Source organism: Nostoc sp. ATCC 53789, assembly GCF_009873495.1.
Classification (GTDB): domain Bacteria; phylum Cyanobacteriota; class Cyanobacteriia; order Cyanobacteriales; family Nostocaceae; genus Nostoc; species Nostoc muscorum_A.
Genome location: NZ_CP046703.1, coordinates 198,250 through 216,491 on the forward strand (window position 1 = coordinate 198,250; position 18,242 = coordinate 216,491).

At 41.9% G+C, this 18,242-nt stretch carries 14 protein-coding genes; 6 read left to right on the forward strand and 8 right to left on the reverse strand.

Translation table 11 applies throughout. From position 1 onward, the window contains the following. Window positions 1-205 precede the first annotated feature (205 nt). From GJB62_RS00735 to GJB62_RS00745, 3 genes are all read right to left on the reverse strand, one after another. On the reverse strand, window positions 206-1,036 hold the full coding sequence (locus GJB62_RS00735) for a metallophosphoesterase (RefSeq protein ID WP_114080178.1): 831 nt from the start codon (window positions 1,034-1,036) through the stop codon (window positions 206-208). A 255-nt stretch (window positions 1,037-1,291) separates the two neighbouring features. Next, complete coding sequence (locus tag GJB62_RS00740; protein ID WP_114080177.1) at window positions 1,292-2,974, reverse strand: DUF262 domain-containing protein; 1,683 nt, start codon at window positions 2,972-2,974, stop codon at window positions 1,292-1,294. A 518-nt stretch (window positions 2,975-3,492) separates the two neighbouring features. Continuing rightward, a complete protein-coding gene (locus GJB62_RS00745; protein ID WP_012406985.1) occupies window positions 3,493-3,765 on the reverse strand; it encodes a GlsB/YeaQ/YmgE family stress response membrane protein in 273 nt (90 codons plus the stop codon). 671 nt (window positions 3,766-4,436) lie between these two features. On the opposite strand from GJB62_RS00745, the gene leuC reads away from it, so the two are divergent. Together leuC and leuD are read left to right on the forward strand one after the other, a co-directional pair. Continuing rightward, on the forward strand, window positions 4,437-5,840 hold the full coding sequence (gene leuC / locus GJB62_RS00750; protein ID WP_114080176.1) for a 3-isopropylmalate dehydratase large subunit: 1,404 nt from the start codon (window positions 4,437-4,439) through the stop codon (window positions 5,838-5,840). An 88-nt stretch (window positions 5,841-5,928) separates the two neighbouring features. Further along, on the forward strand, window positions 5,929-6,537 hold the full coding sequence (gene leuD, locus GJB62_RS00755) for a 3-isopropylmalate dehydratase small subunit (RefSeq protein ID WP_114080175.1): 609 nt from the start codon (window positions 5,929-5,931) through the stop codon (window positions 6,535-6,537). Between the two features lie 458 nt (window positions 6,538-6,995). On the opposite strand, the gene glgB is transcribed toward leuD, so the two are convergent. The 3 genes from glgB to GJB62_RS00770 all read right to left on the reverse strand — a co-directional run bounded on the left by glgB (window position 6,996) and on the right by GJB62_RS00770 (window position 10,504). Beyond that, window positions 6,996-9,287, reverse strand: coding sequence for a 1,4-alpha-glucan branching enzyme (glgB, locus tag GJB62_RS00760; protein ID WP_114080174.1), 2,292 nt, complete (start codon window positions 9,285-9,287; stop codon window positions 6,996-6,998). A gap of 149 nt (window positions 9,288-9,436) precedes the next feature. After that, window positions 9,437-9,772 (reverse strand): hypothetical protein, encoded by a 336-nt coding sequence (locus GJB62_RS00765; RefSeq protein ID WP_114080357.1) that lies wholly within the window; start codon window positions 9,770-9,772, stop codon window positions 9,437-9,439. Window positions 9,773-10,303: 531 nt separating this feature from the next. Continuing rightward, on the reverse strand, window positions 10,304-10,504 hold the full coding sequence (locus GJB62_RS00770) for a hypothetical protein (RefSeq protein ID WP_114080173.1): 201 nt from the start codon (window positions 10,502-10,504) through the stop codon (window positions 10,304-10,306). A gap of 506 nt (window positions 10,505-11,010) precedes the next feature. Between GJB62_RS00770 and GJB62_RS00775 the strand changes: the two genes are divergently transcribed. From GJB62_RS00775 to GJB62_RS00790, 4 genes are all read left to right on the forward strand, one after another. Next, the gene (locus GJB62_RS00775) at window positions 11,011-11,724 is read left to right on the forward strand and encodes a hypothetical protein (RefSeq protein WP_114080172.1); all 714 of its coding nucleotides are present in this window, start codon (window positions 11,011-11,013) and stop codon (window positions 11,722-11,724) included. A gap of 105 nt (window positions 11,725-11,829) precedes the next feature. Further along, window positions 11,830-13,668: a penicillin-binding protein 2 gene (locus GJB62_RS00780; RefSeq protein ID WP_114080171.1), complete on the forward strand. Its 1,839-nt coding sequence runs from the start codon at window positions 11,830-11,832 to the stop codon at window positions 13,666-13,668. Between the two features lie 229 nt (window positions 13,669-13,897). Further along, on the forward strand, window positions 13,898-15,004 hold the full coding sequence (locus GJB62_RS00785; protein WP_114080356.1) for an iron-containing redox enzyme family protein: 1,107 nt from the start codon (window positions 13,898-13,900) through the stop codon (window positions 15,002-15,004). 215 nt (window positions 15,005-15,219) lie between these two features. Continuing rightward, window positions 15,220-15,915 (forward strand): methyltransferase, encoded by a 696-nt coding sequence (locus GJB62_RS00790; protein ID WP_114080170.1) that lies wholly within the window; start codon window positions 15,220-15,222, stop codon window positions 15,913-15,915. Between the two features lie 73 nt (window positions 15,916-15,988). On the opposite strand, the gene GJB62_RS00795 is transcribed toward GJB62_RS00790, so the two are convergent. Both GJB62_RS00795 and GJB62_RS00800 read right to left on the reverse strand, forming a co-directional pair. Next, the gene (locus GJB62_RS00795) at window positions 15,989-17,023 is read right to left on the reverse strand and encodes a glycerophosphodiester phosphodiesterase (protein ID WP_114080169.1); all 1,035 of its coding nucleotides are present in this window, start codon (window positions 17,021-17,023) and stop codon (window positions 15,989-15,991) included. Next, window positions 17,013-17,963: a hypothetical protein gene (locus GJB62_RS00800; RefSeq protein WP_114080168.1), complete on the reverse strand. Its 951-nt coding sequence runs from the start codon at window positions 17,961-17,963 to the stop codon at window positions 17,013-17,015. The genes GJB62_RS00795 and GJB62_RS00800 overlap by 11 nt, the downstream gene beginning before the upstream one ends. Window positions 17,964-18,242 lie beyond the last annotated feature (279 nt).

An 18,242-nucleotide genomic window follows, 5' to 3' on the forward strand; every position in this document is an offset into this window, starting at 1 on the left:
CTCCTCATACCAGCGCTTACAGCTTACCAAATATCAAAATGTAACTTGAGAAACTGCAATAATTTATGTCACATACTCAAGATAAAATTAACGAATTGATTTAAATCCTGAGACTAAACTAAGCAGGACTCACTCAAATCTACAGGTACTTATTAGCCAGAATACCTGCTGTGATTCAGTTGTGGAATTTAGAAATTTGGATTACTTACTCACCCTGTAGCGTGATTATAGTAACTTCTGGGCGGCAAAATAAGCGTCCTGGGAGGTAAGTTCCCAAACCACGATTGACATATAGCTGATTTTTTCCCAGCTGATGGAAACCCTGTGCCCATTCCCAATGTCTGACTACAGAAACATTTTCTTGCAACAATGGAAATCGACGCTGCACTTTTTTAGGTATTTTTTTTGCAAGCTTTTCGTAAAAAAACATTGCAGGGCCAATTCCGGGAATCACGATTTGACCACCGTGAGTATGACCAGATAATTGTAAGTCAACTCGCCATGCTTGTAGTATCTCCGCAGTATCTGGGTTGTGGGATAAAACGATGCGTGGAGTGTCGGGATTTAGTTGATTCATCACAGGTGCAGGGTAGAATTCCCGTGACCAATAATCAGCTAGTCCTACCAATGGTAATTCTTGTCCTAGTGGATAGGCTATTTCGTTCCAAAGGACGTGGATTCCAATGCTAGTAAAGGCATCGGTAACTTCTGTTTTTGCGTTTTTGTAATGTATATCGTGATTGCCAAGAATAGCATAGATACCACTGTGACTTTGCAGATGTTTGAGTCTAAGTATCAGTTGGTGAACCGGTGTCGGATCGTCAGTTATGTAGTCACCAGTTAATAAAATTAAATCTGGTTTAGCTTCATTAGTAACTGCGATCGCTTTTTCTAGCATCTCTTCCGACAGCCGCAAACCATCGTAGTGAAAATCTGACAACTGCACCAGCTTCTTACCTTGTAATGATGCAGGCAACCCTACAATCTTAACCGTCAATTCTTCTCTACTCAACGGCCCAGATAATAACCAGTGCATAAGACGTTCAATAAACTCTAATCATAGCGCTTACAGCTTAACGAAACATCATCGTTTTGTGTGTAGTGACCAGTGCAACTTATTGAAAATTTCATAAAATCTGTAGATTTGAACGTATTTATACTTATTTAAATCAAAAATCAATTTACTAACCAATTTTTGTCAAAAATACTACTTTTTTTAGATTGTAAGTGCGTAGATTTAGCTCATCGTACCTCTATGGGTAGCTACGCATCTACACACCTAGGCAACCTACTACTGTAAACGCCAAACTTCTTTTAGCTGATGAATTAGCTGTTGCTGCCGCTTGTTGATAACTTCAGGTGTCCATTCTTTTTCCATTAACACTTGTGTCGTTAGCGCAAAATTACAAATGCCTGATTTTGTTGTGAAATACTTCTGCTTTTTCAGGTCAAAGTCATAGTTTTGCGCTTGAGCGTTTTTCGAGGAAGAGAGTAAAACTAAATTTCCCATACGATGGACATATTTATCACGTTCTTCCTGGCTAGGAAATGATTGTACCCACATACTATCAGAAGTTGGATTTTGAGGTAGTACATGCTCAACACTAATATTACAGAAGTTATATGAAGCTTTTCCTTCTGAGAGTGCAGCATCTAAACGTAGTAAAACATAAAGTCGAATTTTTCTAATTAAATAAAGGTCATCATTTAGGATTTTGATAATATGTGCCTGTTCTTCAGGTTTCAGTTGCAGAGGTGAATCAGGTACGTACAAATCTTCTCCAATCTCGATAGCATATAGTAATTTGCCGTAACGTTCTATGCGCTCATTAATATTATTCCGTTGAATCATTAGACCTGAAGCTAGGCGATCTAAATCTGTGAAAAACCGTAATAACAATTCAGGATTGCTGTAATGGCGAGAGAGATATAAAATAGCTGGAGGTATCCAGTCAGAATTATCAATCAAGTGTAACCATCTAAACTTTTGATTTACTTCTTCTCCTAAAATATCACTGTGATAGGCTAGATTATTAATTTCATAAAAAGCCTCAGCATAAGGAATTAGTATTTTATCAATTAACTGTTGAGGTTCATTAATTGGTTTAATGTCATTCAGGAATTCCTTAAGTATACTTTCACGCGGCTTGGATCTTACGTGAATCATTCTGATGTGAGAAAATAGGCTCTTGAATATATCGCGTCCTAGTTTCTCTTCCATTTCTTCCCACTTAGTACTGTATTTTTCCTGTTGCTCAAGGGAAATCTTACCGATAATTTCTGCTTTCAAAATATCAGCATGAGACAGATCCATCCCTCGATTATTGATGACAGAAAATATTCTGTATGCAGAGTCAATATCTGGAGTAGCAACTACTACTAAAAAACATCTTTTAATGATAAATTGAGTAAGCCGTAGAAGCTGATTATTAGTAAAGCTTTGTAAGCGATTTACAAACAATAATGTATTTTCTTTGAAATTTTTACGACTATCTGATAGTTTAGCTGCATGTAAATTTTTCAGCTTATCAATACCACCTTCATCCTGAATATATTCCTTGAAAAACTGTGCATCTCGCTCACGCACAGTCAAACGATAAACGTTATCATTAGGATCAAAATCATCTTCTTGATAAAGATATTTTGTTAGTATATGTATGTTTTCTTTGGAAACTGATGCCCGTAAAGCAGCCAGCAATACAGTAAGTGTAGTCAAACGCTGTTGACCATCCACAACTTGGGCATCTGGTTTATCTCCTTTGATGAGTACAATATTTCCTAAAAAATACGGGTTTATATCATCAATTTTATTGTCACTATCTCCCAACGCAGTGACCAAATCTTCAAGCAGTTCTCCTGCTTGCTCCGTTGTCCAGGCATAGGGGCGCTGATATAAAGGAATAGTGAAGATAAAATCGTTGCTAAATATTTTAGAGATAGGATAATCATTAGCCTGAAGTTTAACCGCGCTCATATATACCTGCTTTAGTAGTTTTAGTAGATTGCACTTTGACTAAACTTAGTTTTCCCACTAAAAACAGTAATATTTGAATGCATATAATTTTTTTATAGAACCTGGATATATCAAAAAAACAAACAAAATGATGTCAAAGCCTATCTGCATATAGATTTGAGGCTATTTTATAGGTGTTTGTTTTTTGTCTCAGTCCCACTAATCGGGTGACGGGGATTAGTGGCGTAAAAGCATTACGCTAATAGCAGTTTCTCATGGGCGAAACCTGCCTCTTGTGCGGATTGCTTCACCGTAATGCACTGGCTCGCCTGCAAAACAGCATATTTTTTGAATGGCAAGTCTCTAATATGCGATGCTAACAGCGATCGCACACCATTAAAATCCTACAAATTTTGATTGATCAAAAGTTAAAAAATAGCACCAGCCTGTGATTAGGCTAGCGCTATTTTTTTGATTTAATTCACGATAGTTAAATAAATTTGCTAAATTACCTTCAGTTATTGTCAGCAATTATGCTTTTATACCGCGCTGCGATTTGTTAATAAATTCCAGAGGAAAACTGCAACAATTGCACCAAGAACTGCTACTGCAATACCAGGAATGCTGAGAGTCGGTGCTGCTAAACTTAACGTCCCTGTACTGAAAAAGACTCCAAGACTACCACCAACAAAAGCGCCGATGATTCCTAATAAGATTGTTCCTAGAATACCGCCACCTTGATGACCGGGGTAGATAGCTTTAGCGATCGCACCAGCAATTAGACCTAAAACAATCCAAGCAAGAATATTCATTGTTATTAATTCGGTAAAGGTTTTTTTACTCAACGAATACATATTATCAATCTTGCTCTTTTGAATCCATCTACCATCAGAATCAATCATTAATATCCATAAGGAATAGTTTAATCGCAACTACGCTTTATTTCTATATACCGCCCCAACAGGTAGATAATCACTTAAAAAATATCAATTAAAAAAAGCTCCTAATAGGTCTTTAATTAGGAGCCGATCAAACTATTGCTTGGTTATTGCAGTATATGGCTTTTTAATTAGCTCTCTCCTCTACTAGAAGAATTAAGCTGAGTTTTCAAAGACTGTCTCTAAAGTAATGTAAAGGAGCAAAATCAGGCAATTTCTACTACAAGCGTAGTTTTAGCAACTTTATTACCAGCATTCCACACTGGGCATCACCAGGATACCCGTAACATCGCATCTTTTCGGGATGGGGGCTTTAAATATCGGTTAGGACTTACGGATGAGTTACGGAAGACCAAAAGCATAGCGTCGAACAAGTTGGACATTGCCTACCCAAAGGAAAGGGACTGCCTTTTCGTTGTCGCATCTGGCGCGACACAGAGGAATAAGAGTGCAAAAATGTCACTAACATTATGAAGCAATCTAGAAAAACTTAGACTATTTTTTGATACTATTTAAGACCGGACTCTTGAAATATTAATTTACGTATGAGCAAAGGTACCCTGTTTGATAAAGTTTGGGACTTACACACCGTTGGTACACTTCCCTCTGGGCTGACGCAACTATTTATCGGGCTTCACCTAATTCATGAAGTCACCAGTCCCCAGGCCTTTGCTATGTTACGCGAGAGGGGTCTAAAAGTACTGTTTCCAGAGCGGACTGTTGCCACAGTTGATCATATTGTGCCGACAGAAAATCAGGCGCGTCCTTTTGTTGATAGTTTGGCAGAAGAGATGATTCAGGCGCTCGAAAATAACTGCCAAGAAAATAACATAACTTTTTACAACATCGGTTCTGGTAGTCAGGGTATAGTTCATGTCATCGCTCCAGAACTGGGACTGACTCAACCAGGAATGACGATCGCTTGTGGAGATAGCCACACTTCCAGTCATGGGGCATTTGGTGCGATCGCATTTGGCATTGGTACTAGTCAAGTCCGGGATGTTCTCGCTTCCCAAACCCTCGCCCTCTCAAAACTCAAAGTCCGCAAAATTGAAGTTAACGGCAACCTGAACCCAGGAGTTTACGCCAAAGATGTCATCCTGCATATCATCCGCACCCTTGGCGTTAAAGGTGGTGTGGGCTATGGCTACGAATTTGCAGGTACGACATTTGAACAAATGAATATGGAAGAGAGGATGACTGTCTGCAATATGGCGATCGAAGGCGGTGCTAGATGCGGCTATGTCAATCCCGATCAAGTCACCTACGATTACCTCAAAGGCAGAGATTTTGCTCCCAAAAATGCAGATTGGGATAAAGCAGTGGCTTGGTGGGATTCCATCAAGAGCGATGCTGATGCCCAGTACGATGATGTAGTGGTATTCGACGCTGCGGAAATTTCTCCTACCGTCACCTGGGGGATTACTCCTGGTCAAGGTATCGGTGTCAACCAGTTAGTGCCTCAACCAGAAGAATTGCTCGAAGAAGACCGATTTATTGCCGAAGAAGCTTACCGCTACATGGATTTATATCCTGGTCAACCCATCAAGGGCACTAAAATAGATGTCTGCTTTATTGGTAGTTGCACCAACGGCAGAATTAGTGATTTACGGGAAGCGGCGAAAATCGCCAAAGGTCGCCATGTTGCAGAGGGAATAAAAGCCTTTGTTGTCCCCGGTTCTGAAAGGGTGAAGCAAGAGGCGGAAACTGAAGGACTGGATAAAATCTTTCAGGAAGCTGGATTTGAATGGCGTGAACCGGGATGTTCTATGTGCCTAGCCATGAACCCCGATAAGCTACAAGGAAGACAAATCAGTGCTTCCTCATCTAACCGCAACTTTAAAGGCAGACAAGGTTCCTCTTCTGGTCGGACATTGTTAATGAGTCCGGCGATGGTTGCCACAGCTGCGATTAAAGGCGAAGTCTCTGATGTGCGCGAGTTGCTGTAATTTTTTGGTCATTTGTCATTGGTCATTGGTCATTTGTCATTTGTAGAAATTAATAGGCTGTCATTGAAATGATAGGTAAATAAAGTTTATGGTGAGTGAAGTTAAAACAGTTTCAGGGCGCGGTATACCTTTGGTGGGCAATGATATAGATACCGATCGCATTATTCCCGCGCGATATTTAAAAGCCGTTACCTTTGATGGGTTAGGCGAAGGTGCGTTTATTGATGACCGGACAGCACTTAAAGGTGAACATCCCTTTGACCAACCGCAATATCAAGGCGCGAATATTTTAATAGTCAACCGTAACTTTGGCTGTGGTTCATCACGGGAACACGCACCCCAAGCGATCGCAAAATGGGGAATCCAAGCTTTAATAGGTGAAAGCTTCGCAGAAATCTTTTTCGGTAACTGTGTGGCAATGGGTATACCTTGTCTGACAGCCGACGCTGCTACTGTTAAACAACTGCAAGAGTTAGTAGCTGCCAATCCTCAAGCCGCCGTGACAGTAAATCTGGAAACTTTGCAAGTGCAAATTGATGATTATACTGCCCCAGTTGCGATCGGTGAAGGTACAAGAAGCACATTTATTTCTGGGACTTGGGATGCTTGCGGTCAGTTGGTGGCGAATGCTAGCCAAGTTCGGACAACAGCTGCAAGATTACCCTACATAGGTTGGGGCAATATAGCCGCAAGTTAGTTTTTTCTCATTCCCTGCCTGACAAGCAGGGAATGAGAAAATGGCAAAAATTTTATAACCACTCGTTGAAAAAGAATTCAGGAGTCAGAATTCAGGAGTCAGAATTCAGGAGTCAGAATCAAGACGCTCGTTCCTCTCTACGAGACGCTGCGCGAACGCTACCGCTACGCTATCAGTCGGGGATTCAGACCCGCGACTTTCTTGTTGACCACCAAATTTTCAATTTGGTGGGGTTGCAAAAACGTCGATTATTCAGACACTCGCAGACTCGCTCTAAGTGAAGCCATGCCGTTGGGCGCAGCCTCTCGTTCGCGTTAGCGTCTCTGAAAGAGAAGAGAAGGCTTTACGCTGCGCTATCCGCTTTTTCGTTCAGAATTCAGAATGAATTCTGACTCCTGACTCCTGAATTCTGTTCGATAAAACATCAATATTGGGTGGACATCGCCCACCCAATATTGTTATCCCATTAATTCAGCAGTCTTCTTCTTATCCAACTTGAGAATCAACACACCCAAAGGTGGCAAACACAAATCTAGCGAATAGGGACGACTGTGCAAAGACCAATCATCCGTCCACTTACCGCCTAAGTTGCCCATATTGCTGCCACCATATTGACGTGCATCACTATTGAACAACTCAGTATAAAATCCCTTTTGCGGTACACCGATGCGGTAGTGAGAATGGGGTTGCGGTGTAAAATTGCAAACCACGATCGCAAAATCATCAGAATCCTTGTCACGACGGATGAAGGAAACTACACTATGGCGATTATCACTACAGTCAATCCATTCAAACCCAGGTTCAGCAAAATCCTGAGTGTACAAAACAGGCTCAGAACGGTAGAGATGGTTCAATTCCTGGAAAAACGTTTTTAACTGTTGGTGGGCTTCATGCTGCAATAAATGCCACTCCAAATCTGCCCAAGCATTCCACTCACTCCACTGCCCAAACTCCATGCTCATAAACATGGTTTTCTTGCCTGGGTGAGCAAACATATAGCTAAATAAACAACGGATATTAGCTAACTTCTGCCATGTATCTCCCGGCATTTTACCGATGATATTGCTCTTGCCATGCACCACTTCATCGTGGGATAGAGCCAGCATGAAGTTCTCACTGTGGTTGTACCACATACTAAAGGTGATATTGTTTTGGTGGAACTGGCGGAACCAAGGGTCCATGCTGAAGTAATCCAGCATATCGTGCATCCAGCCCATATTCCACTTCAAGTTAAAACCCAGTCCGCCTGTGTAGGTGGGCCAAGATACCATTGGCCAGGAAGTAGATTCTTCAGCAATTGAGAGAATGCCGGGGAAATAGCTAAAGATAATGTGATTGACCTGACGCAGAAAATCTGCTGCTTCTAGATTTTCTCTGCCGCCGTACTGGTTGGGCAGCCATTCTCCGGGTTCGCGGCAATAGTCGTTATAGAGCATCGAGGCAACAGCATCTACACGAATCCCGTCAATGTGATACTTGTCGAACCAGAAGAGGGCATTGGCTGCGAGGAAATTACTAACTTCATGGCGACCATAGTTGAACACCAAAGTACCCCATTCTTTGTGTTCACCTTTGCGAGGGTCAGCGTGTTCGTACAGGTGGCTACCATCAAAGAAAGCTAAACCATGTCCATCTTTGGGGAAGTGACCCGGAACCCAATCCACAATTACCCCTATATCATTTTGGTGACATTTGTCAACAAAATACATGAAATCTTCGGGGCTGCCAAAACGGGAGGTGGGAGCATAGTACCCAGTTACTTGATAACCCCAAGAACCATCAAAGGGATGCTCCGCAATGGGTAGCATTTCTATATGGGTGTATCCAAATTCTTTGACATAAGGAATTAGTCGGTCAGCTAGTTCCCGGTAGGTAAGGAAGCGTGCGCCCGGCTTAAGTTCCGAAACGATAACTACCGGTTCAGTTTCACCATTTGGCAGTTTAGCAGGTTCGGCACTCGAAGCGTGTAACCAAGACCCTAAATGCACTTCATAAACTGAGACGGGCTGGGTAAGGGGATCAGTATGTCGCCGCTTCTCCATCCAGCTTTCGTCATCCCAAGTGTAAGCATCTAAATCAGTGACAATAGATGCCGTTTTCGGGCGGGGTTCTTGCTGGAAACCGTAGGGATCGGATTTTTCGTAAATGTGTCCTTCAAAATTTTTGATTTCATATTTGTAATGCTCTCCCACACCGATTTCAGGAATAAACAATTCCCAAACCCCGGTTGGCCCTTTACGCATTTGGTGTTTGCGCCCATCCCAGAGGTTGAAATCTCCCAACAATGAAACGTTACGAGCATTGGGTGCCCAAACTGCAAAATAAACGCCCTTAACGCCGCCTATTTCCGTGGTGTGCGCTCCCAGTTTTTCGTATATTCGGTGATGGTTGCCTTCACTAAATAAATGCAAATCAAAATCTGTCAAATTAGGAGAACGGAAGGCGTAAGGATCATAAGTAACACGCTCATGTTCTCCTTCTTTAATCCGTAACTGGTAGTTTGCCAGTTCTGCGGTTTCAATAGTGCATTCAAAAAAGTGAGGATGATGCACTGTTTGCATTGGGTATTCTTTCCGTTGTTCAGGAAGAACAACCCATACTGCACTTGCATTTGGTAAGTAGGCCCGCACAGCCCAGACAGTTTTGCCGTCTTGTTCTATGGGATGAGAACCTAGTATTTCAAAGGGATCGTTATGCTGATTCCAAACGATGCTGTTAACCTGTTCAGGGGCGATCGTGGTCATGGACATGAAGCTACCTAAGTGAAATAACGTGATTGACTAAATCTACTTTTTTAATATCTATATATATTCTTTACATTTATTTGCAATTTTGTCGCCACCGTTATCGTACATCAGAATGGGGAATGGGGAATGGGGAATGGGGAATGGGGAATTTATCAAAAATTTAAAAATGGGAAAAACTGAAGTAAGGTTTTACGTAGGCGAAGCAAGAAAATCTGTTCCCGAATTTTGGGATCTAGTTTTGGTGGTGGGGCTTCTTGAAGCTGTGCTTGTAATTGAATGTATTCGGCAGCTGTTAGAAAGCTTCCATCAATTGGCGATCGCGCTTCTATGATAATCTTTGTCCGTAATATTTCTTCTGGTGTATCTTCTGGTGGCGGTAATGCTATGACTACTGATGATGTCCAATAGCTACTTACTACAACAAAAGTTGCACTAATCACAAACAAGCTCAGAAATTTTACTGCCTTTCTCGCTTTAACTCTCCCCATCTCTTGAACTGCATTCACAACGCAGCATGAAAATCTGTTTCCCAGTACCCAATTCCCAAAGTTATAAATTTTCCCAATAAAAATCTGGCAATATCAAGAAACATCACTAGGTCTGTCCTAATACAGAATAGACTACAGGGAATGCTCTTGAGCAATTGCCAGCGATCGCAATGAATTCTTTTGTCCTCTCAAAACTCAGGAGTTTCAGCTATTCCAAACACTAAATTGTGGAAGTATTTTGCCCACAAGATGGCTTAGATTTACGGAACTAAACTCTCTTTTACTTGGAATAAGGTTCGGTCAGGCGAGAATTTTCAGGCGGACACTTGGTTGACGAGGTAATCCTCATCACCAGTGTCCTTTTATTGCTGCCCTACTTAGCTGATATTTGAGCAAACTCTAGGCTCTGATACACCAAAAGAAAGATCAAGGTTTCTAGATAAACCTATTAATTCAAGCTATGTGGTGACGAGCGTTGTTACTAAGCTATTTTGGGCATGATTTCAACTAAAGCTAAAAGCTTAAGATGCCTTATTTAGGAGTAGCAGCAGGTGTAGCAGCAGGTGTAGCCGCAGGTGTGGTTTTAGTAGCGGGAGGCGCATCAGTTGGTTCACCTGTAGCAGCAGGAGTACCACCAGGAGTAGTACCACCATCACCACCGCCTTCACCACAGGCTCCCAGAATTGTAGCTAGACTTAAGATTACAGCCAAACCAAAGATTTTTGTTTTCATAACTCCTCTTTCACCAATTGTGGCTAGAAAAATTTTTCGCCTGTTGAATACGATACCGTATTTATTGCTTTTTTTTTAATGCTGTGAGATTACATACTTAAAAAAAATAATCCTTTGGGATATTCTTTATTAGCAGTATGTCTCATACAGCTATCTGATTAGTTTCTCTTAACTCAGAAGCAAAAAGGAAATTACCAAATTTTCTAGCAAACCGAGCTATCATAACAAAAAATTTTATTTTTTTCACAGAGTATTGCACCTTGCTGCCCGGCGTTGCCATACTTTAGGTTCTATCTCTAAAGGGTAAGCTGTCTGGTTGCTAATCGCTGATTGCAAACATTGCAATATCTAGAGGATGCAAACATTGCTACAGCTACCTATCAGAACAGTTAAAAGGGTGTAGTCTGTTATGTGTGCTTGTTGCACAGAAGTAAGTCTTAACCCTATCAAAAACAGACAATCAAGAAAATCAATCTAAAGTACAGTATTTTCAATCTAAAAAATTTATGGTAGTTGCTCGTAAATCTGCTATTTCTGGAAAGGGTAATTGGTTCTGGCGAGATTCTATGTTTTCTTTAGGAAGGCGACGTTCTACGCGTATAGAGTCTGTAGCACAGAGCGCTGCTACACCAGCAACCAAATCCACACCCTTATCCTCTCAAAGACAACAGCGTTCCTCAAAAAATTTAGCGGTTTCTGCCACAAATAAGGCAGCTATGCCCAAATCGGTGAAAGAGTTGGGTAGACAAAAGTTACCAAATCTCAATGAGCAGTCCAGTGCGACTCAGAAAAGTTCAGGGGTAGATTTTCTTGGACTTCCGACAATGCCTAATTCTGGAGCCGTACCTTTATGGTTGTTGCGCTTGTACACATTTCATCGTTATTCGACAGTTTTGGCGTTTTTGGTAGTAGCATCGACACTTGCTGTTTATGGCTGGACAGTATATTCCCAAGAGCTTTGGAGTAAGTCATATCGCAGACTGCAAAACCTCCAACGTCATGAGCGGTTACTAACGACAACCAACGCCACGCTGACAAATAGAATGGCTAAGGAAGCGGAACAACCAACAGCAGGGCTAGTATCGCCAACCCCTCAAGGAATGATTTTCTTGTCTCCAGCACCTCATACTCCTAAGCCAGCATCATCTAATAAAATAACGCCTAACATAACGCCAAGTTCGGAAACGCAACGGCAAACGCTATCACCACTTGGATATTAAGAGTTAGGAGAGACGCGATTAATCGCGTCTGTACAGGAGTTATGGAGTAACTAACTTTAAGTTTGGACTTTTGACTCCGAAAAGTAATTTGGTACTGAGTAGGCAATGCAAAAATTACCAAGCAGAACAAGATTAAGAAAGTCTCGGAATCCAGCCTTCAAAAAGCAGCAGAAGGGTTCTAAACGAGGGTTATTGGGGACACTTGCCTCTAATATCCAAAACCAAACATCCAATACCAAGTCCCGGCTGTTCGTCGTCTGGGGCGTATTAATGGCAGCAGGATTGGGGTTAGGTATCAAGTTGTATAACTTGCAAATTGTCAAGGGAACAAAATTAACGGAGCAGGCGCGGAACCAGCAAATGGTGGATTTGCGACCTTTTATGCCCCGCCGCCCGGTGGTAGATCGCAATAGTGAACTGTTGGCGATTGACCGTCCTGTGTATACTTTGTACGCTCATCCCAAGCTGTTTGATAAGTCTAATGAAGAGATGGCAGAGCGACTTGCCCCAATATTGGCCAAAGATACTGCTGAATTGGTGAAAACTTTTCAAAGTAAAAAAAGCGGAATTATACTTGCCCCAGCCCTACCGGAAGAAATTATTGATCGCGTGACTTCTTTGCGTTTAAATGGCTTAGAGTTAATTCAAAAATACTCCCGATATTATCCGCCAGACGATTTGGTTGCTGATGTGGTGGGTTATGTGAATGTTGACCGTCGTGGTCAAGCAGGTGTGGAATATTCTCAAGAGAAGTTGTTAGAACGTCCTGTGCAAACGGTGCGGCTCAGTCGCTCTGGTAATGGAGCCGTGATGCCAGATCATGCACCGGAAGGTTTTCTGCATTTTGATGATTTGCGGCTACAACTCACAATCGATAGCCGTCTGCAACGGATTGCTAGCCTGGCACTCAAACAACAAATGGAGAAGTTTGATGCTAAACGTGGGGCGGTAATTGTAATGGATGCGTTGGATGGTTCCTTACTCGCCCTCGTTTCTCAGCCTACCTATAACCCTAATGAATACGCTAAAGCTAATATCTCGCTGTTCAAAAACTGGACGGTGGCGGATCTTTATGAACCGGGATCGACTTTTAAGCCTTTGAATGTGGCGATCGCTCTGGAAAATAATGTCATCAAACCAGATGATATGTTTAATGACTCCGGTTCTATTCGAGTGGCTAATTACACCATCAAAAATGCGATGAATAATGGTAATGGGCGAATCAGTATCGCTCAAATTTTGCAATATTCCAGCAACATTGGCATGGTGCAAATTATCCAACGCTTAAAGCCTTCAATCTACTACAACTGGCTAGAACGTTTGGGGCTAGGACAAAAAGTTGATACAGATTTACCTTTTGAAGTTGGCGGTCGGCTTAAAAGTCAAGAAGAATTTATCGCTTCGCCAATTGAACCAGCTACTACTTCCTTTGGGCAAGGTTTTTCGATGACACCGATACAGCTAGTGCAAATGCACGGTGCTTTAGCCAATGGCGGTAAATTGGTTACACCCCATGTAGTACGCGGGTTGATTGATACCAAAGGGCAGATGCATGATTCACCCACTCGGACTATATCACGCCAAATTTTCTCAGCCGCAACAGCCCAAAAGGTTGTAGAAATGATGGAAACTGTTGTTAATGAAGGCAGTGGTAAGGCGGCACAAATTCCCGGATATCGCATTGCTGGTAAAACTGGTACAGCCCAAAAAGCTAGTCCTAATGGTGGTTATATCAAGGGTGCTAGAATGACCAGTTTCGTGGCTATTTTACCAGTAGAATCTCCTCGCTATGTAGTGTTTGCACTGGTGGATGAGCCAAAAGGAGAAAGTGCTTATGGTTCTACTGTTGCTGCACCAATTGTTAAGTCAGTAATCGAAGCACTGATTCCTCTTGAGGAGATTCCGCCAAGTAAGCCGATTGAGCAACAGCCGAAAGTGCCGTAGGGAGTAGGGGAGGGGCAGGGAGCAGGGGGGCAGGGGAGCAGAGGAGGCAGAGGGAGCAAGGGGGAAATAACCAATGCCCAATGCCCAATGCCCCATGCCCAATACCCTTCTTTTGAAACTTAATCTTTGTTTATAACCAGGGAAAGAGGTACAGAAAGCTACTGGTGTGGAAACCTAGGTATTAGAGGTGAAACTAATTTCTCACTTTTCCAAAGCTAGCGAAGATTCCATGCAAAGCAATTTAGTTATATTTCCTAATGCTGGGACTGCGAAAAAAAGCACCCAAACAGAAGAAAGAACAATTACCAAGTACCACCGTGCTGAGGAGCAATTTATAGAACTGCTAGCAATGGAGGATTTGGATCATCAGCTGGATGTAAAACCTGCAATAGCTAGTGAGTTTGAACAGGCGCTCTCAACAGCAATTCGCGCCGCTTATAAAAACGATCGCTCTGATGAACAGGCTCACCGTTTTTTGCAACGGATACTTTATCGAATTAATCGGCTTAAGCTGTTTTGGTACGACGATTTGCAGCATTATACCAATGAGCGATCGCTTTATTTATCCTCATGTCGCGATCAAATTGAGGCTGCTTGGCAAAACTGGGAACTGGCACAGATCGATTTACCAGCGCTGCAACAATTGGATGTCAAGCACGCTTTAATTGAGCGTGCATCCGCCGATTTAAATCCGCCTTTGTCGGATAGTAGCCGCTATATTCGTGAGGATATGACTGAAGCTGGCTATCGTCACCTGCTAGCGATCGGTTCCTTTGATGGCTTGGTTGAAGGTAGTCGTCTATGCTACGTATTGGGTGGTGCTGCTAATGAAGTGCAGTGTACGCTGGTGCGAGTACTACTAGAAGAATACGGCAATGGTCGTTTATCCCGCAAGCACTCGACATTTTTTGCCCAAATGCTGGCTGAGTTTGGGATGAACACTGAACCAGAAGGATACTTCGATTTAGTGCCTTGGGAAGTTCTAGCTTGTGCTAATCATAATTTTTTGACCACCGATCGCAAACGCTATTTCCTACGTTATTGTGGTGCGTTGACATATTTTGAAGTGGCTGGCCCTGCGGCTTATAAAAACTATCTGGCGGCGGCGCAACGATTGGGACTGTCAGAGGCGGCGATGGGTTATTGGGAACTGCACATCAGGGAAGATGAACGCCACGGTCGTTGGATGTTAGATGATGTTGCTTTGTCTTTAGCAGAACAGTATCCCAAGAATGCGTGGGAACTCCTGCTTGGGTATGACCAGGAGAAACTAATGGGCGATCGCGCCGCTACTGCTGTTGTGCGATCGATACGCGAAGCAAAACAATTCGTCTGACTCGTATGTGAAGATAAATCCCAAAAATTAGAAATTAAAAATAGCAGGTTTTAGCATTTTAATTTGACATTTTTAAGTCATTTTATATCTAATTAACCTGCAAAAAGATTTCTTTAGCAACACCTTGCTAAAGGAACAGTTTCTTATTGCCTTAATACAAGGTAATAAATAATTTCTTTCCTGCTTATTATACATTACCAATTGATTGCAGTCAAATGAAAGATATCTTTTTTTGTCCTGAAGAATCCAATTTCTACTCAAACTGTTTAGAAAGCTTTGTGATCAGAAATTGTAAAAATTCTGAATCTATTGTGGAGTTTGGTTCAGGAGATGGCAGCCCTGTAATTAATTCCTTATTGAGAAACAACTTTAATGGCGTAATCCAGGGATTTGAATTAAATACTTCTGCATTGAAGGTTGCCAATTCAACCATCGATGAATACAATCTCACAAATAAATATATAATACATAATTCATCTTTGTTTAATTCGTCTCAACCAGATGCCGAGTATCTTGTAGCCAATCCACCCTATCTACCCGCACCAGATGACGATATTTATATACCACTTTTATTTGGGGGCGTAGATGGAGCAACAGTTACCAATGATCTTTTGTCGTTAGATTATGAAAATGTCTTGGTTTTAATATCTAGCTTTTCTAATCCCATAAATACGTTGAACCTAGCAAAACAAAATGGTTATTATGTTCAAAATTTCATGGTGTTACCTTTGCAGTTCGGCTACTATAGCTCGGAGCCAAAAGTAAAAAAACACATAGAAGAACTCCGAAAAAACAAAATGGCGTTTTATTCTGGTGATTATTATTTTTTAGCTGGCGTTTTATTTACAAAATCACAGAATCCTGGAATTGATTTATCTAATCAATTAGCTCAGGTGATGACGAGTTTGTGAAAATATATAGGCTGAGATTCCTGACTTATTAAATAAGTCGGGAATCAGATTTTTCTTGATTAAAACTTTGATTTTAGGATGAATAAGGTTTAAGCCGAAGATTTTCCTTCACAGTAGAAGCCGTATCTGGGTAATCGCTAAATACGCCATCAATACCTAAGCTGAAAAATAGTTCATATTCCTCTTGGGGATTTCCTTGAAAATCCAGTGGCAAAAAGTAGTCTTCATTGCGGAAAGTCCAGACATGAACCAGCAAACCAGCCGTGTGAGCGTCAGTTACTAAAGATGTAGGCGATGTCTGGCGACAAGCCGCTCCGCGTCTACGCAATTTACCACTACTATCTCTAGGAACCAGCAAATTTTTATGAACCCCAACCGCCTGTGCATATTTAGCAATCTCTTCTAAACCTGATGCAGTGACTAAATCTGCATAAGTGCGTTCATCGCCACTAACGACAAAATCATTAGGCTTACCACTGTTATTCAGCAATTGCACCAGAGGTAAATCAGTCTTTGTAGATAAATCTTGTAAATTACTCACTTCAAAAGACTGAATGAAAATAGGTGCATTAGCGCCCTCATAACCGTTGGCTGTCAAAGTTGCAAGTAGGGGTGGTTCTAAGGCTAACCCAATAGATTTAAAGTAAGTTGGGTGCTTAGTTTCTGGATAAATGCCGATCGCACGATTAATTTCGGCACTTTTACGCTTCACTAAATCAATGATTTCTTGTAGCGTAGGAATTTCAAAGAGTCCATCATAAGCGGTATTTTGCGATCGCAGTTGCCCAATTCGCTCTTTGGCTCGTAGTGTTTTCACTTCTGCCAAGGTAAAATCTTCAGTAAACCAGCCAGTTTTTGATTCGCCATCAATTATTTTGGTGGTTTGACGGTGAGCAAATTCTACATGGCTAACAACGTCGGTGGTTTCAGAAATCTCATTTTCGTGACGAGCAATTAAAACACCGTCTTTGGTGGAAACTAAATCAGGTTCAATATAATCAGCACCCAATGCAATCGCTAATTCATAAGCAGCTAAAGTATGTTCTGGACGATAGCCGCTAGCGCCTCGGTGTGCAATGATAATTGGAGATGTTGTACTAATAGCCACTTACATCAACTAATCGATATCCTTCACCAACCAGTTTGTCAAAAGTAGCTTGATACTGGGCTGAAGTCAATCCATGTCGCGCCTGCCAAGCTGAACCACCAGACTTTTCCCAAATAGCGGCGTATCGGTTTTGTCCGTTGACATCATAACCACTTACGTCAACTAATCGATATCCTTCACCAACTAGTTTGTCAAAAGTCGCTTGATACTGGGCTGAAGTCAATCCATGTCGCGCTTCCCAAGCAGGGCCACCAGATTTGACCCAAATAGCAGCGTATCGGTCTTGTCCGTTGACACCATAACCACTAACATCAACTAACCGATATCCCTCACCAACTAGTTTGTCAAAAGTAGCTTGATACTGTGCCGAAGTCAATCCATGTCGCGCTTGCCAAGCTGGTCCGTCAGACTTCTCCCAAATAGCGGCATATCGGTCTTGTCCGTTCACAGCATAACCACTAACGTGAACTAATCGATATCCTTCACCAACTAGTTTATCAAAAGTCGCTTGATACTGGGCTGAGGTTAATCCATGTCGCGCTTGCCAAGCTGGTCCGCCAGACTTGACCCAAATAGCAGCGTATCGGCCTTGCCCCTTGACCTCATAACCACTGACATCAACTAACCGATATCCTTCGCCAACCAGTTTGTCAAACGTAGCTTGATACTGGGCCGAGGTCAATCCATGCCGCGCTTCCCAAGCCCCACTACCAGACTTGACCCAAATAGCGGCGTATCGGTCTTGTCCGTTAGCGATCGCTTGTCTTCTGACATCAGGTATTCTCTGTAATTGGGCAACATTTTGAGCAATTACCTTTGTGTTTGTCTCACTATTGCTGACACTATTAGCAAAGTTAATGGGAGCGGCAAAAGCAGAACTGACTAAAGTTGCAAGTAACGCTGCACTAGAGGCAGTAAATGTTAAAGAACGTATGAACATATTAGTAAAATAAAAATGTAAATTTGGGCTGCACTGACTAAATAGGGTTGCATTTATTTTTTATGCAATACCCAGGTAGCGATGCTGACAATTGTGGATACCCAAGATTTATAGATGATTCCTGAATTCAGAATACCGAACTTTTATTTGTATATCTTTGGCATAACTTTACTATGTAGTTTTAGCTTATTTTCTACCGATGATAGCTAATTAAAGGCGCGATACTCTCTATTTTGTGCTTTGCACTTTCTTACACTTTAAAGAAAAAGTATTTTAACT

What these genes read in the sequence shown, in the direction of transcription:
- GJB62_RS00775 (WP_114080172.1), top strand. Translation starts at nt 11,011, where the DNA reads ATGGTAGTTGCTCGTAAATCTGCTATTTCTGGAAAGGGTAATTGGTTC.
- GJB62_RS00800 (WP_114080168.1), bottom strand. Translation starts at nt 17,963, where the DNA reads ATGTTCATACGTTCTTTAACATTTACTGCCTCTAGTGCAGCGTTACTT.
- glgB (WP_114080174.1), bottom strand. Translation starts at nt 9,287, where the DNA reads ATGTCCATGACCACGATCGCCCCTGAACAGGTTAACAGCATCGTTTGG.
- GJB62_RS00745 (WP_012406985.1), bottom strand. Translation starts at nt 3,765, where the DNA reads ATGAATATTCTTGCTTGGATTGTTTTAGGTCTAATTGCTGGTGCGATC.
- GJB62_RS00790 (WP_114080170.1), top strand. Translation starts at nt 15,220, where the DNA reads ATGAAAGATATCTTTTTTTGTCCTGAAGAATCCAATTTCTACTCAAAC.
- GJB62_RS00785 (WP_114080356.1), top strand. Translation starts at nt 13,898, where the DNA reads ATGCAAAGCAATTTAGTTATATTTCCTAATGCTGGGACTGCGAAAAAA.
- GJB62_RS00765 (WP_114080357.1), bottom strand. Translation starts at nt 9,772, where the DNA reads ATGGGGAGAGTTAAAGCGAGAAAGGCAGTAAAATTTCTGAGCTTGTTT.
- GJB62_RS00780 (WP_114080171.1), top strand. Translation starts at nt 11,830, where the DNA reads ATGCAAAAATTACCAAGCAGAACAAGATTAAGAAAGTCTCGGAATCCA.
- leuC (WP_114080176.1), top strand. Translation starts at nt 4,437, where the DNA reads ATGAGCAAAGGTACCCTGTTTGATAAAGTTTGGGACTTACACACCGTT.
- GJB62_RS00740 (WP_114080177.1), bottom strand. Translation starts at nt 2,974, where the DNA reads ATGAGCGCGGTTAAACTTCAGGCTAATGATTATCCTATCTCTAAAATA.
- leuD (WP_114080175.1), top strand. Translation starts at nt 5,929, where the DNA reads ATGGTGAGTGAAGTTAAAACAGTTTCAGGGCGCGGTATACCTTTGGTG.
- GJB62_RS00735 (WP_114080178.1), bottom strand. Translation starts at nt 1,036, where the DNA reads ATGCACTGGTTATTATCTGGGCCGTTGAGTAGAGAAGAATTGACGGTT.
- GJB62_RS00770 (WP_114080173.1), bottom strand. Translation starts at nt 10,504, where the DNA reads ATGAAAACAAAAATCTTTGGTTTGGCTGTAATCTTAAGTCTAGCTACA.